The sequence below is a fragment of the Paenibacillus sp. sgz302164 genome (genome assembly GCF_056120505.1).
In genome coordinates, this window is record NZ_JBVYOL010000006.1 from 232,737 (window position 1) to 247,638 (window position 14,902).

16 protein-coding genes and 1 riboswitch are annotated in these 14,902 nt (G+C 49.9%); of the genes, 5 read left to right on the forward strand and 11 right to left on the reverse strand.

The annotated features are described in order from the left end of the window. Positions 1–11: 11 nt before the first annotated feature. From AC0LWT_RS12220 to AC0LWT_RS12250, 7 genes are all read right to left on the reverse strand, one after another. Positions 12–1,115: a cobalt-precorrin-5B (C(1))-methyltransferase gene (locus AC0LWT_RS12220; RefSeq protein ID WP_474681522.1), complete on the reverse strand. Its 1,104-nt coding sequence runs from the start codon at positions 1,113–1,115 to the stop codon at positions 12–14. 7 nt (positions 1,116–1,122) lie between these two features. Next, a complete protein-coding gene (locus tag AC0LWT_RS12225) occupies positions 1,123–1,773 on the reverse strand; it encodes a precorrin-8X methylmutase (RefSeq protein WP_474681523.1) in 651 nt (216 codons plus the stop codon). A 6-nt stretch (positions 1,774–1,779) separates the two neighbouring features. After that, positions 1,780–2,556 carry a precorrin-6A reductase gene (gene cobK / locus AC0LWT_RS12230; protein WP_474681524.1) on the reverse strand — a complete coding sequence of 259 codons (777 nt, stop codon included), beginning with the start codon at positions 2,554–2,556 and terminating at the stop codon, positions 1,780–1,782. Continuing rightward, on the reverse strand, positions 2,553–3,515 hold the full coding sequence (locus AC0LWT_RS12235) for a sirohydrochlorin chelatase (RefSeq protein ID WP_474681525.1): 963 nt from the start codon (positions 3,513–3,515) through the stop codon (positions 2,553–2,555). The genes cobK and AC0LWT_RS12235 overlap by 4 nt, the downstream gene beginning before the upstream one ends. A gap of 67 nt (positions 3,516–3,582) precedes the next feature. Continuing rightward, entirely contained in the window at positions 3,583–5,256 is a 1,674-nt protein-coding gene (gene cobJ, locus AC0LWT_RS12240) for a precorrin-3B C(17)-methyltransferase (protein WP_474681526.1), read from the reverse strand. Positions 5,257–5,401: 145 nt separating this feature from the next. Then, a riboswitch (cobalamin riboswitch) is annotated at positions 5,402–5,605 on the reverse strand. A 43-nt stretch (positions 5,606–5,648) separates the two neighbouring features. Continuing rightward, positions 5,649–5,879 (reverse strand): hypothetical protein, encoded by a 231-nt coding sequence (locus AC0LWT_RS12245; RefSeq protein WP_474681527.1) that lies wholly within the window; start codon positions 5,877–5,879, stop codon positions 5,649–5,651. 14 nt (positions 5,880–5,893) lie between these two features. Beyond that, positions 5,894–6,562, reverse strand: coding sequence for a DUF1361 domain-containing protein (locus tag AC0LWT_RS12250; RefSeq protein ID WP_474681528.1), 669 nt, complete (start codon positions 6,560–6,562; stop codon positions 5,894–5,896). 167 nt (positions 6,563–6,729) lie between these two features. Between AC0LWT_RS12250 and AC0LWT_RS12255 the strand changes: the two genes are divergently transcribed. Then, positions 6,730–7,308 carry a guanylate kinase gene (locus AC0LWT_RS12255; RefSeq protein WP_474681529.1) on the forward strand — a complete coding sequence of 193 codons (579 nt, stop codon included), beginning with the start codon at positions 6,730–6,732 and terminating at the stop codon, positions 7,306–7,308. 45 nt (positions 7,309–7,353) lie between these two features. On the opposite strand, the gene AC0LWT_RS12260 is transcribed toward AC0LWT_RS12255, so the two are convergent. Together AC0LWT_RS12260 and AC0LWT_RS12265 are read right to left on the reverse strand one after the other, a co-directional pair. Further along, a complete protein-coding gene (locus AC0LWT_RS12260) occupies positions 7,354–7,641 on the reverse strand; it encodes a hypothetical protein (RefSeq protein ID WP_474681530.1) in 288 nt (95 codons plus the stop codon). A 259-nt stretch (positions 7,642–7,900) separates the two neighbouring features. Continuing rightward, positions 7,901–8,410, reverse strand: a complete 510-nt coding sequence (locus tag AC0LWT_RS12265) for an S-layer homology domain-containing protein (RefSeq protein WP_474681531.1) — start codon at positions 8,408–8,410, stop codon at positions 7,901–7,903. Positions 8,411–9,162: 752 nt separating this feature from the next. On the opposite strand from AC0LWT_RS12265, the gene AC0LWT_RS12270 reads away from it, so the two are divergent. Next, positions 9,163–10,746 carry a M4 family metallopeptidase gene (locus AC0LWT_RS12270; protein ID WP_474681532.1) on the forward strand — a complete coding sequence of 528 codons (1,584 nt, stop codon included), beginning with the start codon at positions 9,163–9,165 and terminating at the stop codon, positions 10,744–10,746. 255 nt (positions 10,747–11,001) lie between these two features. On the opposite strand, the gene AC0LWT_RS12275 is transcribed toward AC0LWT_RS12270, so the two are convergent. Both AC0LWT_RS12275 and AC0LWT_RS12280 read right to left on the reverse strand, forming a co-directional pair. Next, a complete protein-coding gene (locus AC0LWT_RS12275) occupies positions 11,002–11,457 on the reverse strand; it encodes a GNAT family N-acetyltransferase (protein ID WP_474681533.1) in 456 nt (151 codons plus the stop codon). Between the two features lie 226 nt (positions 11,458–11,683). After that, positions 11,684–11,944: a hypothetical protein gene (locus AC0LWT_RS12280; RefSeq protein ID WP_474681534.1), complete on the reverse strand. Its 261-nt coding sequence runs from the start codon at positions 11,942–11,944 to the stop codon at positions 11,684–11,686. 311 nt (positions 11,945–12,255) lie between these two features. Here AC0LWT_RS12280 and AC0LWT_RS12285 point away from each other — a divergent pair, with 311 nt between their 5' ends. The 3 genes from AC0LWT_RS12285 to AC0LWT_RS12295 all read left to right on the forward strand — a co-directional run bounded on the left by AC0LWT_RS12285 (position 12,256) and on the right by AC0LWT_RS12295 (position 14,316). Beyond that, positions 12,256–12,579 carry a YciI family protein gene (locus tag AC0LWT_RS12285; protein ID WP_474681535.1) on the forward strand — a complete coding sequence of 108 codons (324 nt, stop codon included), beginning with the start codon at positions 12,256–12,258 and terminating at the stop codon, positions 12,577–12,579. Positions 12,580–12,632: 53 nt separating this feature from the next. Next, a complete protein-coding gene (locus AC0LWT_RS12290) occupies positions 12,633–12,926 on the forward strand; it encodes a type II toxin-antitoxin system HicB family antitoxin (protein ID WP_474681536.1) in 294 nt (97 codons plus the stop codon). Between the two features lie 346 nt (positions 12,927–13,272). Then, complete coding sequence (locus tag AC0LWT_RS12295; RefSeq protein ID WP_474681537.1) at positions 13,273–14,316, forward strand: tyrosine-type recombinase/integrase; 1,044 nt, start codon at positions 13,273–13,275, stop codon at positions 14,314–14,316. Positions 14,317–14,902 lie beyond the last annotated feature (586 nt).

Consider the following 14,902-nt stretch of genomic DNA (forward strand, 5'->3'; position numbering starts at 1 on the left):
ATCCTATCTGTTCAAAATTGTTGCGGCCGCACGGCCGCTTGTCCCAACAGCTCCGCCTTCATGGAAATGATGACGGTTTCGATTTCCGCTAACCCGCCGCCGACCTCTTGTAGTCCGGCCTGGCAGCAGCGGTCGCACAGCTTTTCAAAAAAGCCGCTGACGCCGTTTGACGCCATCATGTCCCCTACCTGGGCCGCCGTGTTGGCTCCGCGGATTTCGGCGGCCAGCGCTTCAGAAACCCCCGCTTCTTTCGCCACCTGCGCCAAAAATCCGAAATCGACCGGGGCGCTTTTGGAATGGACCATCATGACGCCCTGGGCCACTTTGGAAAATTTACCCATCATCCCGACAAGCGTCACTTTCCTGACCCCTTGTCTTTGGCACTGGGTGAGCGCGAAGCCGACAAAATCGCCCATCTCGACGAAAGCTTCCTCCGGCAGCTCCGGGTACATGCCGATGCCGTAAGTCTCCGTCCGGCCACCGGTGGACAAAACGATATGGTCGCAGCCGCATTTGACGGCGACGCGGATCGCCTGGGCGACGCTCGCTTTGTAGGCCGATGTGGAGAAAGGCACCACGATTCCGCGAGTGCCCAGAATCGAGATGCCGCCGATAATGCCCAGACGCCCGTTGAGCGTCTTCTTCGCAATTTCTTCGCCGTCCGGCACGGATACGGTCACGTCGACGCCGCGCTTTTCTTCGAAGCCGTCGAGCACTTCCTGCACGGTTTCGCGGATCATTTTACGCGGCACCGGATTGATCGCCGCCATGCCGACCTCGACCGGCAGGCCGGGCTTCGTCACGCGTCCGACGCCGACGCCGCCGTCAATCGCGATGCCCGGCTCATCGCGCCAGCTTACCCGCACGACGATTTTCGCGCCGTGCGTCGCATCGGGATCGTCGCCGCCGTCCTTGATCACCGCGGCTTCGCCCCACAGCTCCGTATACTCGCAGCTGTGCAGGTCAAAGGCGACCGTATCCCCGGTCGGGATACGGATGCGCACTTGCGCTTGCGGCGCCTGCCCGATGAGCGCCAGCAGCGCGGCTTTGGGTCCTGCGGTGGCGCAGGAGCCGGTGGTGTAGCCGTAGCGCAGCGGCTTCGCGTCCTCTGCCATACGCGCGCTACTCCTTGCGCGCGGCGAGAATCGACAGCGCGTTCACCGCTGCGACGGCCACGGGGCTGCCGCCCTTGCGGCCGATGTTCGTGATGAACGGCACGTCCAGCTTCGCGAGCTCCTCCTTCGATTCCGCCGCGGATACGAAGCCGACGGGCACGCCGACGATGAGGCCCGGCTTGGCCGCGCCTTCCTTGACGAGGCGGATCAGCTCCAGCAGCGCCGTCGGCGCATTGCCGATGGCGAAGATGCCGCCTTCCGCTTCCTTGATCGCTTTGCGGATGGAAACGATCGCCCGCGTCGTGTTCAACCGCTTCGCTTCCTCGATTACGTCGGCATCGGAGATGTACACCTTGACTTCTCCGCCGAACTGCTCGATCCGCGGCTTGCTGATGCCGACCTGCACCATCTGTACGTCGGCCACCAAAATTTTGCCTGCACGGATCGCTTCCACGCCCGCCTGAATCGCCCGCGGATGAAACACCAGACTGCGTCCCAGCTCAAAATCCGCCGAAGCGTGAATGACCCGCTGCACGACCGGGTACTGCTCGTCCGTAAACGGATGCTCGCCAAGCTCCTCCGTAATCATCTCGAAGCTTTTTTCCTCAATTTCCTGCGGTTGTACGGTTAAAGGTTTGAACTCTGTATGAAATTCCACGTAGAATTACGCCTCCTTATTGATCGACTCCCCGATATGCCGAACGACTCCGTCAAAATCCGAGAACAGCGTCCCGTATTCGATGCCCGGCCTGCCGATGACGATGCTTTCGATGCCCATCTCCAGCGCCGCTTCGAGCTTTTCGTCCACCGCTCCGACTTTGCCGCTTTCCTTCGTAATCATCAAAGTTACGTTGTAATGTGCATACAGCGCTTTGTTCAGCTCTTTGGAAAAAGGCCCCTGCATGGCGACGATGTTTTTTTGCTCGATGCCGAGCTCCTCGCATTTTTCCATGTTGTCTTTGCGCGGCAGCATGCGGGCGACGAGTGTCGTGTCAGGCAAACCGTTCAGCCGGTCGGCAAAAATTTTCAGCGTCTTGCTGCCCGTAGTCAGCATGATGCAGCCCTTTTTTTGCGCGGCGGCCTCAGCGGCCTGCTTGTAGTCGTCCACGATCGTGACGAGCGCGCTCTGCTCGTAGGCAAGACTTTGCCGCTCGAACCGCACATACGGAACTTGCGCCGCTTGCGACGCGGCCATGGCGTTCTTCGACGCTTCCTCGGCAAAAGGATGCGTGGCGTCCGCTACGACGCGAACGCCCTTGTCGGCAATCAACCGCCGCATATCCTCGGCTGTCAGCCTGCCTGTCAGCACGGGCAGCCCTGCGGCTTCCATGCTTTTGGCGGCGCTCTCCGTGACGACCGTCGTCAGCACGGCATGCCCGGCTGACCGGATCCGCAGCGCCAGCTCCCTGGCATCGCTTGTGCCCGCTAAAACGAGTATCATCGCTTCGTTCCTCCCGCGTGCTCGTGCTCATGCTCGTGATCGTGGTGGTCATGGTCGTGGTCATGATGATGATCGTGTTGATGATGGTCGTGATCATGATCATGGTGATGGTGATGTCCGTGATCATGGTCATGGTCGTGATGATGGTGGTGATCGATATGCTTCATCGCCTCTAGACGGTATTGGCACATGTCGCAGTTCATTTTAACCTCGTCCTGCACCGCTTCCAGCGCCCGGCCGATCAAAATTTCCTGCAGCAGCGGATGGAAGCCGAAGTAAGGAGCCAAATGAAATTCCTGCTCCCGATACTGCCGGCGGTATCCTTCCACCATTTCCTCCATCCGCTGAATCAAAATGCCTGTAAAAAGAAAATAAGGCAAAATAATTACTTTTTTGGCGCCGAGCTTGATGCATCGTTCCACGCCGTCATCCATCAGCGGAGCGGTAACGCCGATAAAAGCCGTCTCCACCCATTTTACTTTCAGCCGTTCCCAAAGCAGCCTGGAAATTTTGAACAGATCGCTGTTGGCATCCGGATCGCTGCTGCCCCGGCCGACGATCAAAAACGCCGTGTCCTCCAGCTCATTCTCCAGCCGAACGCCGGAATCCTGCACTCTGGACGTTAAAATGTCCAAAATTTGATCGTGTACGCCGATCGGTCTGCCGTATGTAAACCCGATATGCGGGTATTTCCGCTTAGCCTCGTCAATCGCCGCGGGAATATGAATTTTGGCATGACCGGCCGCAAATAAAATAATAGGTATGACCACAACCCGGTCCGCGCCAAGCTCGATACAGCGATCGATTCCTTGAGCGATGGTCGGCTCGACGAATTCAAGGAAACAAGTCTCTACGATAAAACCGTCCATCTTCCCGGCAATTTCCGCAATAAACTGCCGGACCTCCTCATTGCCTTCCTCATCCCGGCTTCCGTGCCCTACAAACAAGACAGCATTCATGTCTTTATCCCCTCCCAAAACTTCACCGTGCTCTATCCATAAAAAACGAACATGCTGGTATAACGTTCTAATCGCCGCAGACGGCGTTTTCAATGACGAATCCTTGCGCTTCCTGGTGGCGGTAGCCTTCTATTTCTTTAACGCGTTTAAAAAACTTGTGGAACCGCTCGTTCGGATGCCCTTCCCGCTTGTACCGCTCGACAATTCTGACGACCTGCTCGACGAGCTCCGACGGATCGATGCCTTCCGCTACCGGTTGGGCCGGATGCGCGTTTCTGCCGACGGTTTTGCCTCCCAAAAACAAATCGAACTTTTCCTTCCGGTATACGATGCCGATATCCTGCTGCACCGCGCCATAGCAAGCCATGCCGCAGCCGTTGAAGCCGATTTTTAGCTCCTTTGGCACCTCCATGTTGCCGATTCTTTGATGCAGCGCCTCCGCATAAGGAATCGATTCCCCTTTTTCCAGATTGCAAAAGTCGCAGGCTTTAATCTGCGCAACGTCGCCGATCGGCGAAAGCATGAGGCCGAGCTCGCGCAGCTCGGAAGTGATTTCCTGCGGATTGTCCGTCTGGATGCGGACGATCAATTGATGGTGCGGCGAATATTCGATGTCGCCCCGGTCGCCGACGATTTCGCCCAGCGCGCATAACTGCGCCGCGCTCAGCCGTTTATTTGCGATCCCCGGGCTTACCGCAAATTCAAAGATCGACTTTGTCGCGGCAAACGCCATCGGCTCCAAAGCCCCCGCAGTGCCGCCGCTGCCCCGGGAAACCAGCTCCAGCGCCTCCAGCGCCAGCTGCAAAGGGCTGCTGGCTTGGGCCGCCGCTTGCGCTGCCTGCCGAACGGCCGGCTCTCCGCCGGCTGCGGCTCCCGCTCTTTCGCTTCGGTCTTCGGCCGGAGCCTCTTCCTCCTGCGCGAGCGCCCAAGGCTCCGCCTCGGCCCGCAGCCGCTGATGCGGCTTGAGCGGCTGCGTCTCCGCGCCCAGCGTATATTTGCGCTGATACCCGCGCGGGGTTATCAGCAGGCCGTCATAATTTTGGGTCGCCGAGTTGCCGATAATAATCGTTGTCAGCATCCCGATATCGTGATTCAGCATATCGGCCAGCGTCGTTACGACGACGTGCTCCCGATCCCGGTATGCGCTCTTGACGATGCCGACCGGCGTTTGCGGCGAACGGTGCTGAAGCAAAATGCGCTGCGTCTCGACGATTTGACGCGTCCTTCTTCCGCTGCGCGGGTTGTACAGCGCAATGACAAAATCCGCCTGCGCCGCGGCTTCCACCCGCCTTTCAATAAGCTCCCACGGCGTCAAATGGTCGCTCAAGCTGATCGTGCACGCATCGTGCATAATAGGCGCGCCCAGCAAGGATGCGGCGGAATTGATGGCCGAGATGCCGGGGATGATTTCAACTTCGACGCCGTCCGCTTGCGTCCACCCTTGCTCCATCAACACTTCGTAGATAAGGCCGGCCATCCCGTACACACCGGCGTCTCCGCTTGAGATAACCGCTACCTTTTTCCCCAGCTTCGCTTGTCTGACCGCCTCCTGCGCCCGGCTCACTTCCTCCGTCATTCCGGTTCTTACAATTTGCTGTTCCGAAATCAAGCCGGATATAAGATCGACATATGTATTGTAGCCGATGATGATTTCACTTTCTTGAATAGCCTCGCGCGCCCGCTTCGTAATATGTTCGAAACTTCCCGGCCCGAAACCGATGACGAGCAATTTCCCCGGCATAGCAATCACCCTTTCTAAAAACCTTTTGCACGAATAAAAAAGCATTTCCAACACAACATCATGTTAGAAATGCCTGGTTTGAACGTCTTTTCAATAAGCACAGGAGCAACCGCCCTCTAACACACCCTAATTCCTCGTAGGGCAAAAGTGTCGTTCAAACCGGGCAGGTCTCCTGACTTCGATCATACTCCCGGCGTCTTCCCGGGTATTGCCCAGTGACATGCTGCCAAGGAGAGGCTTTGCTCCAAAGCCCGATCGTTACAGTGGCGGGTCCGTGCCGGATTCTCACCGGACTTCCCTTTTAACTGAATGAAACGTATCATTCAGCACCTGGTTCCATCCATATGCAATTAAAATCATCCTATCATCAATCGTATGCATTGTCTATGCAATTATTCATAGACAGAGCGGTAGAGACCTTCCAGCAAACTCTTATAATCGGCCGGATCGTACGCAATTTCGGAAAAGCCGACATGAATCACTTTGTTTGTCGTACGCACGACAAAAAAACTTTCTTCCGTCCGCGCCGGATCGATGTATGTATAGCATTCCAGGTGAGTGCTGCCTGTTCTGTTTTGCAAAAATTGCGTTGCCTCGATACTTAGATTTGCGTATTTGGGCATGAAAACTCTCCTTCTTAACGAACGTTCTTTGCGGCGGCCCGATACCGGACAGAAGCGTAAAAAACAAGGTACAAACAGCTAAGAACCAGCATAAACACGCCGATAAAAACGAGCGCATCCCGCTGCTCCAGCAGCTTTAAGGAATCTTGCGCGATCGCCCAGGGCTTGCGGAATAAATCCCAGCTATTATACCGCAAAAAGCGGCCCAAAAACACGCCAACGCTGCACAGCAGCAGCAAGACGCCGGCCAACATCCAGCTTGCGGCCGGGCGAAGCAGTCCCTGCCATATTTCGTGCACGAGATAGAAGGCAAACAAGCCGACCCAAAGGGCAATAATCGCCGTAAAAGCGTTCAGCAATACGTCAAAATGTACGGGAACCGACGATTTCAAATATGTCAAATGCACCAGATCCGTCAACATATACGGAGCATTCGGCAAAAACAGCAGCCATACCAGCAATCCGATCAGCAGTCTGATGCGGAATGTTTGCTGCATATGCCACCAGTAACGAACGGCCAGCGCCGCCGCCAGCGGAATCCAGGCCAGCATCAAGTTCGGCGCAATCAGCCATCTGTACAGAAAACTGCCCGACGACCCGTAAATACGGACCAGCAGCAGCGCCGTACAAGCCGCTGACGCGACCGCAAGCATACCGACCAAGTAAAACAAAGCCCGATTCATTTGCACATATATTTTGAAATTCAGCAGGAACAGCTCCTTTCGACGTTTCTATTATACCGCACAATCTATGAAACACGAATTCTCTCTTTAATTTTCCGAATATTCGTACTATAATAAAACTATCACGATATCGCTTTCAAAATTTCATATTTGGAGGAGGATTCATTATGGGCGGACAGCAAACCGGCGGATTGATCTTTGTGTTCACAGGCACAAGCGGTTCCGGTCGCAAAACAATTGCGCACCAAATTGCCAAAGAGCTCGGCTTCTCATCGGTTGCATCTTACACAACACGAACTCCAAGACCTAAAGAAATCGAAGGCAGAGATTACAAATTCATTTCACGGAAAGCGTTCATCGATGCGGATATTAACGGTGAATTTTTTCAGACGGCGGAAATCGACGGAAATTTTTACGGAATCAAACGTGCGGACATCGATCAAGCTCTCAAGGAACACGGCTCTATTTACGTTATCGTCAACCGCTATGCGGCCAACCGTTTCAAATATGAGTTCGGCGAACGGGCTGTCCGAATTTTTATTTATGCAAACAAGCAGACGATTATGGAAAGGCTTCTGGCGCGCAGCACGCCGATGGACGTTATCGATCATTATATGAACCACTATATCGAGGAAGTTTCCTACCGCAAGCAATGCGAACATGTATTTGAAAATATGGACTTGAGTCAGACTACGGAACTTGTGAAAAACACAATGCTTTCCTACGTACCGGCGCCAGCAGGCTGAACCACCTAAAAAGAGACCCGCCTTTACAGGCTGGAGTCTCTTTTTTTAGCGATTCATGCTCCGCGCATGCTTGCGTCTTAACGCCACATGGCCGCCCAATAAAGAAACCGGCACGATGACGATCAGTCCGATGATTTGGTACCAAAAAGCAACGCCGGGATTGGAAATCAGAGAATCAAAGCCGACCGCCGCGCCAATCACGCCTATGCATCCGGCATTGAAGTACTCGGCCCGTTTGGCTACCTTGGCCGCTACGTAAGCGCCGTAGAAAGACCAAAACATGCCGATAACCAAAAACGCAGCCAGCCATCCCGTGTAAGAATAAATTTTCATCAGATCTTGTTCATTGTCAGATTGCGTGGACAAAAAAATGAGGCTTATGCTTGCAGAAGATAAAAAAGTCCCTACATTGTCCACAATTACGCCTAAAATTACGGCTAAAAAATGAAAACTTTTTTCGCTTTTTTTGTTTTGTTCATCCATATTATGATGTGTTTACCTTTCCTATATACTACTGCCGACTACCATTCATCATAACATGGACGTATGCGGAGTATCCAGTTTGGCGGAATATTCGCTTATTTAAGCGTGCTTATGGCGTCACGGTCGGAGTTGCAGTTGTCGTAGCTGCAGGCGTTGTAGTCGGCGTCGAAGTGCCAGTTGCCGTTGCTGCAGGCGTAGCGGTTGGCGTCGTAGTCGGCACTGGCGTTGTCGTGGCCGAAGGTATGACAATATATCCTTTGTCCGCCAGGGAGCGAATAATTTTGACGACTTCGGCTCTAGTGATCGCTCCATTAGGAAGAAAAGTGCCGTCCGGGTAACCGTTGACCAAACCCAAGTTGGCTGCCCAGAGGACGTTGTCCGTATACCATTGTCCGCTTGGAACATCGCTGAAAATGCTTTGCGCCGTGCCGGCAGCATTTGTCGGGCTTGGGGTCGCCGTTCCGACATCCAGCGGCCGAACATAGCCTTGATTTCTGGCCGCAATATCAGGATTACGGTAATGATCGACGCTTCTCGCCCTCATATTGTTGCTGGTGCATCCGGCTATTAAGGACATGGACAACACGGCTGCCGATAAGCACAAATAAAACTTTTTCATTGTTAGCTCACTCCTCTGTTAGTTTCCTTCATAGCATTTGCACGAATCCTTCAAATCAATCGGACGTTTTGACTCCTATGTATGGAAACTAACCCGGTTAGCAAAATGAGACCCATTTAATCAAAAAAATGCCGCTTGCTTACCGGTTGTTAAAAACCGATAAAACAGCGGCATTCTTTTTAAAAATGTGAAAACCGAATTACAAATCAAGAAAGCTTTGGATCAGCAAAAACGGCAGTGCACCAATCGCAATAAATGCATAAAGAAAACCTTTTAAAAAACTCATAACTTGTTTCACAATAATCACTCCTATTCTTTTGTCTATATTGTGAACTTAGTTCCATCTTACTCCTTTTTTTCGGCCGTTTTATTAAAGGAACATGAAAGCAACATTAATTTTCACAGCAAAAATGGCCGCAATCGCTTCCACTTGTGATTAAAATCATAGTCAACAAAATTAATTCTCATTTATTTCCATTTTATGTATTTCATTATTGATAGTTTTATGTTACTATATATATCATAATGATGTTATTATTTCTCATATAACCCTTTATATGGGCATTTGTATGCAGAATCTTGCATCATTATCCATTGCGCTTGCTAGTCTTAGATGCGCACTAAACTAGTACAGCCCAATATTGACCATTGGTTAAAAAAGGAGGCGATGTTTAAGTAGCAGTATCCAAACCATTTGTTTCCTTTAAACGGGAAAACAAAACTAAACCATTTAAGTTGGGAGAGATTCATTGATGAGAAAAGTATGGGTATCTATGATTACGGGTGCATTTTTGCTGGGGGCTGTGCAATCCGCACAAGCGGCTCCGCAGAGCAAGCCTGATGCTCTGAAAGATTGGTCTCCTGCCTTGTTCACAGCGGAAAATTGGAGCGCACCGAACGGAACTCCGGGCGAAGAAAAAATTTGGAAGTATCTCGACAGCAAAAAAGAGAAGCTGCAAATTGGCAAACGCGTTGCGCTTAAAGATCAAATTAAAATCGTGAAACAAGAAACCGACGCTAAGACAGGCGTACAGCATTATCGGTTAAAGCAGTATATTCAAGGCGTGCCGGTTTATGGCGCGGAGCAGACGGTGCATATTGATAAAGAAGGAAAAGTCACTTCCTTCTTCGGCAGTGTGCTGCCGGATGACAATCAAGCGTTGTCCAAAGGCATCGCTTCCCAAATTACGGAACAGCAAGCCATCTCTATTGCCGAGAAAGATACAGAAAGCATCGTCGGTAAACTTGGCGAGCCCCAAAAAACACCAAAAGCTGAGCTGAACGTATACTTAAATGATGGACAACCTGTGCTCGCCTATATAACGGAGGTCAACGTTCTGGAGCCAACGCCGACCCGCACGCGTTATATAATTAGCGCCGAAGACGGCAGCATTATATTCAAATACGACTTGCTGCAGCATGCCACGGGTACAGGCACAGGCGTACTGGGCGACACCAAAACGTTCACAACCACTTTATCCGGTTCGACTTACCAATTATTCGATAGCACCCGTGGCAACGGCATTGTAACTTATACCGCTTCCAACGGCACCTCGCTGCCTGGAACTTTACTGACCAAGTCCAACAATGTTTGGACGGATGGAGCAGCGGTAGACGCGCATACGTACGCAGAAAAAGTATATGACTTCTACTCCTCCAAATTCGGCCGGAACAGCCTGGACGGCAACGGCTTGCGGATCAAATCGACGGTTCATTACAGTACCGCTTACAACAATGCCTTTTGGAACGGCAGTCAAATGGTGTTCGGAGACGGGGATGGATCTGTTTTTATCCCGCTATCCGGTGATTTGGACGTAGTCGGCCATGAATTAACCCATGGCGTTATCGAGTATTCCGCCGATTTAAATTATTACGGAGAATCCGGGGCGCTAAACGAATCCATTGCCGATATTATGGGAAATACGATCGAATCCAAAAACTGGCTGATCGGCGATGCCGTATATACGCCTTCCGTCTCCGGAGACGCACTTCGCTCCATGTCAAATCCAACATTGTACGGCCAACCCGACTACTATCCGAACCGCTACACCGGTTCCTCTGACAACGGCGGTGTGCATACGAACAGCGGAATCAACAACAAAGCGTTCTACCTGCTTGCTCAGGGCGGTACGTTCAAAGGCGTCACCGTAGCCGGAATCGGCCGGAGTGCGGCTGTAGATATTTATTATCGTGCCCTTGTTTACTATCTGACCCCTACATCCAATTTCTCAGCTATGCGCGCTAGTGCCATCCAGGCGGCAACCGACTTGTACGGAGCAAATTCCAGTCAAGTAACAGCGGTTAAAAATGCTTATTCCGCGGTTGGGGTATCATAATCCGCCGCAATACGGCACCGCTTATGAAACAAATCGTTAAACATTAATGGATGAAAAGCAGGGCTGGCCCTTGTCATAGCGCAGTCGATTGAACCACTTGCGAGTGCAAACAATCGCTTCAACGTTATGCGAGGGCCAGCCCTCTTTTATTAAAGAAAAACTGCTCCTTTGCCGATGCGAGCGCTTATATCTTCCAGCCGCGAAATGCTTGCCTTCAACCAATGGAAACAGACCCTTAATCTTAATACACGTACGTTACAAATGCAGTTCCATGGGATCGTTACATAGCGTATACCCGTTCCTTGAATAGAACTCCCTGCTCTCTTCGCTTGGCCAGACGATAATGAATTCAAACTTGCTAGCCGTCGCCCACTCACGAATCACATGTAGAAGTTGACCACCGATTCCTCGTGACCGATAGCCTGGGTCGGTGTAGACGTTAGTCATGTAGGCAAACGGATATGTATTTCTTCCTGGCCGCGGCACTTTATCGATCAATTGGATATAGACATGAGACGTTATGATGCCATCCAATTCTGCAACCCAAATATGCCAGCGTTCGCCAAGTATAGCTTGTTCAAGAAATGCTCGGCACTTTGCAGCAAAAAGATCGAAATCATCCCGTACATGGGGTTGATGTTCCAAAGTAAATTCCCACCGCATCAAAATCAACGACTCAATGTCATTCTCAGTGGCCTTTCTAATGTTCATGAGCGACCTCCAACGTATTCATGTTCTAAGATCGAATACTGGTATGAATCGTGCCATTTCCCTTTGTTCCATCAGTATTTGGCCCCCAAATCATATATCGAACAACCTCGGCATCTGATGCGTAACGATGAACAGCGTTATAATCTTCAATTAAGAACTCTCTAATTATCAGACGATCCGTTTCTAGCCTCATAGTATCTCCCCTGCCTTTTTAGTCACTGAATCGCTACATCTTCTCATTATCCCTAAAGTGAAAATGTTCGTGGTAAATTCCGTTCATTCCGATCAGTTTGCCGCTCTTCTTATGATAGTAAGGAAACGTACGATTTATGGGCAACTGGAGGAGATGATAATTCATATTTTTCGGTAATGCATCCAGTTCAGCGATAGCTTTATCGCGAGAAGTGTAAATTCCGATCGGATAAAAGTTGGGGAAGCCTCCTGTATTCTCAGCTACAAAAATCGCCCAAATGTACTCATCCACCATTCAAAATAATCCTCACTTTCCACATGCGCCCGATTTACAAGTTCCAAAATTGCTAGTCCCCCTCAAAAGCATAAACCTTGTGGAGCAATCTTCGCAATGAAAAATCAAGTATTGTAACGTTCATATCTGTGTTAATGCTAGCTAGTATGCCGTGAGTCATTCTGAAAACGCGGGCCTGTATAATGCAGACGCTATTTGCGTTGAATCATCTATGTTACTTGTATAACGAAAAGGATTTGTGGGATAATTGACATTGAGCGTCATGGGTATGAAATACAATTTTAGGGTAATGGAATGGAGGGTTTTCCGTAATGTCGGATAGCACCAGCAATAATCCGGGAAAAATGCACTTTATGTTATGGTCTACGCCGCCAAGAACAACTTTTCCACAGGATATGACCGCAGAAGAACGGAACGTTATGCACCAACACATTGCCTATTGGACGGATAAACAGAATCAGGGGATTGTTCTGGTTTTCGGACCGATTCGAAAACCGAACGATCCTCACGGGCTCGCCATCATCGAGGTTGAAAATGCAGACCAAGTCCCACAACTCATCGCAGAAGATCCCGCCGTTATAGCGGGTGTGATGACTACGGACTTTTATCCGATGTTGGCAACCTTACCCAAATAACAATCTTCACTAAAGAATTCACTTGCGGCGATACAGACAATGAAGCCTTGCGTATGGCTAAAGAGTGTTTAGCGCTTCATCTATACGGTATGGAACGTGATAATGACGATATTCCGGAACCAGCACGGGTAATTGATATCAAAAAGGAAAATGAGCGTCAGGCAATCGTACTCATTGAGGTGTGGATGACTCCTTTTCGCGATGAGATGGCGAACAAGTCCGTAAAGAAAACGCTGACCATTCCGAAATGGCTCGACGATATCGCAGTAGAGCAGCACGTAAACTTTTCGCATATATTACAGGATGCGCTTAAAACGTATCTTGGCGTAAGCGATCGGAATAAATAACGTAGAAAACCTACCGTTTAGCCGCGGTAGGTTTTCTACGTTATCTGAGCAAATCTAGCCGCTAAATTAACCCGTTTGTTACATGAAGGAACGATCAAGTGGTTTAGCGAGCTTCCAAACTCCGCGTCATTCCCGCTTTCACGACACCTTATGCTCAATTCTCAGCTTATCCGCCACCATCGCGATGAATTCGCTATTCGTCCCGAGAACAGAGCGGAACTATACGTCAAGGAATCGCATAGTGGCGCGGAAAATTTACGGGAACAAAACGTTCAGCAATCGCAATAGCGATAAACTTTATCGGAATATATGACGCAAACTTTATCGCAATGGAGGCGTCCGATAAATGTCACACAATATTAATAGAAGTAATCCGAAATTTACGTTCATTAGTAAGCGAGACAGGCCCGTAAAATTTGACGTAAATAAAGCAATATCCGATTATATTTACGCAAAGCGAATCGAGAAACGTTCACCTAAAACGATCCAAGCGTACGAACAAACGCTAAATCAATTTCGTAAATGGTACGAAGATAAGAAACACGAAGCGGTAACCACGGATTTACTTCGCGAATATATTCATTACTTAACGTTCGAAAAGACGAGATGGGATGACCATCCGACCAGCCCTAACGGTGAAGTCGGCCTGTCTGCTAGATCGGTTAACAACATCATTCGTAATATGAAGATATTTTTCAATCAACTCGTTAGGGAACGTGTAATATCATATTCACCGATGGATGGGGTAAATTATCAAACGGAAGACAAAGATACTTTCGAGGTATTTACGGATGAGGACGTATTGAAATTGATAGGTGCACCGAATACACGGATTTATACCGGTCTGAGAGATCGATGCATGATGCTCGTACTCTGCGATACCGGCCTTAGATGCGGCGAGTTAACGCAGCTAAAGATATCGGATGTTGACCTTAAAATACGCCAAATAACAGTTCGTGCCGAAATTACTAAAACTAATACTACACGGATCATCCCAATTTCAAAGCAGACGGTTAAAGAGCTGGAAAAATTAATTTCGTACATGAACGTTAATGAAGACGATTACTTATGGCTTACACAATTCGGTGAACGTTATTACGCGGATTCGTTCAGCAAAATGCTGAAAAAGTACGGTAAGAAAGTCGGCATCATTAACGCAAGAGTATCCCCGCACACTTGGCGTCATTTCTTCGCGGTAAAATTTCTTCGTTCTGGCGGCGATCCAATCGCATTAGCACGATTGCTCGGCCATACATCGCTTGAAATGACACAAGTCTACGTTAGGTTCACGAAATCTGACTTACACGAGCAGCACGAGAAAGCGAGTCCTGTCGCGAACCTTATCGATAGTGGTAACGAACGCAAACGCGGTAAAATGAAATTCAAATAAAACGTAACCCCCGACATTAAAAATATTGCGCGGATTTTGCGAGCACCTAAACGAAGCCACAAGAGCCCCCCACTTGGGGGGTCTACGTTTTTATGCACTATTTATACACTTGAATAACCGACGAATAGGTAGTTTATCGGAATAGCTAAAAACCCCGCAATCCGCACTACTACGCCATTCTCCGTCTTCACGCTCAAACAGCCCGTTATACACTCATATGCATTCTCGCGAAAAGCCCGTCGTTATGCGGTTCTTCGTTATCCGTAATCATAACGGTATGCATCGTTTATACACCGCTGACCCCTGAGTTATAGAGCACGTGTCCGCCAGAGAGTTCCACCCGATAAAACGGCGCTATCGTCCGATATTGTCGGATACGTCTACCCGCGCAATCATACTCATGTCAGCGTTTTTTGACGGTTGCACAACGCTCACCCTACCGGACTTGCTCGGAAAATGCTACTATGGAAGCGAGGTGTTTTTATGACGGTTAATAAACAATTCCGCGTACAATTAGATTGCTTTATGGTCGAGGATTATCCGGGAGGATATTCGGAAGAGTGTCCGTACTCCGAGGTTATCTTAG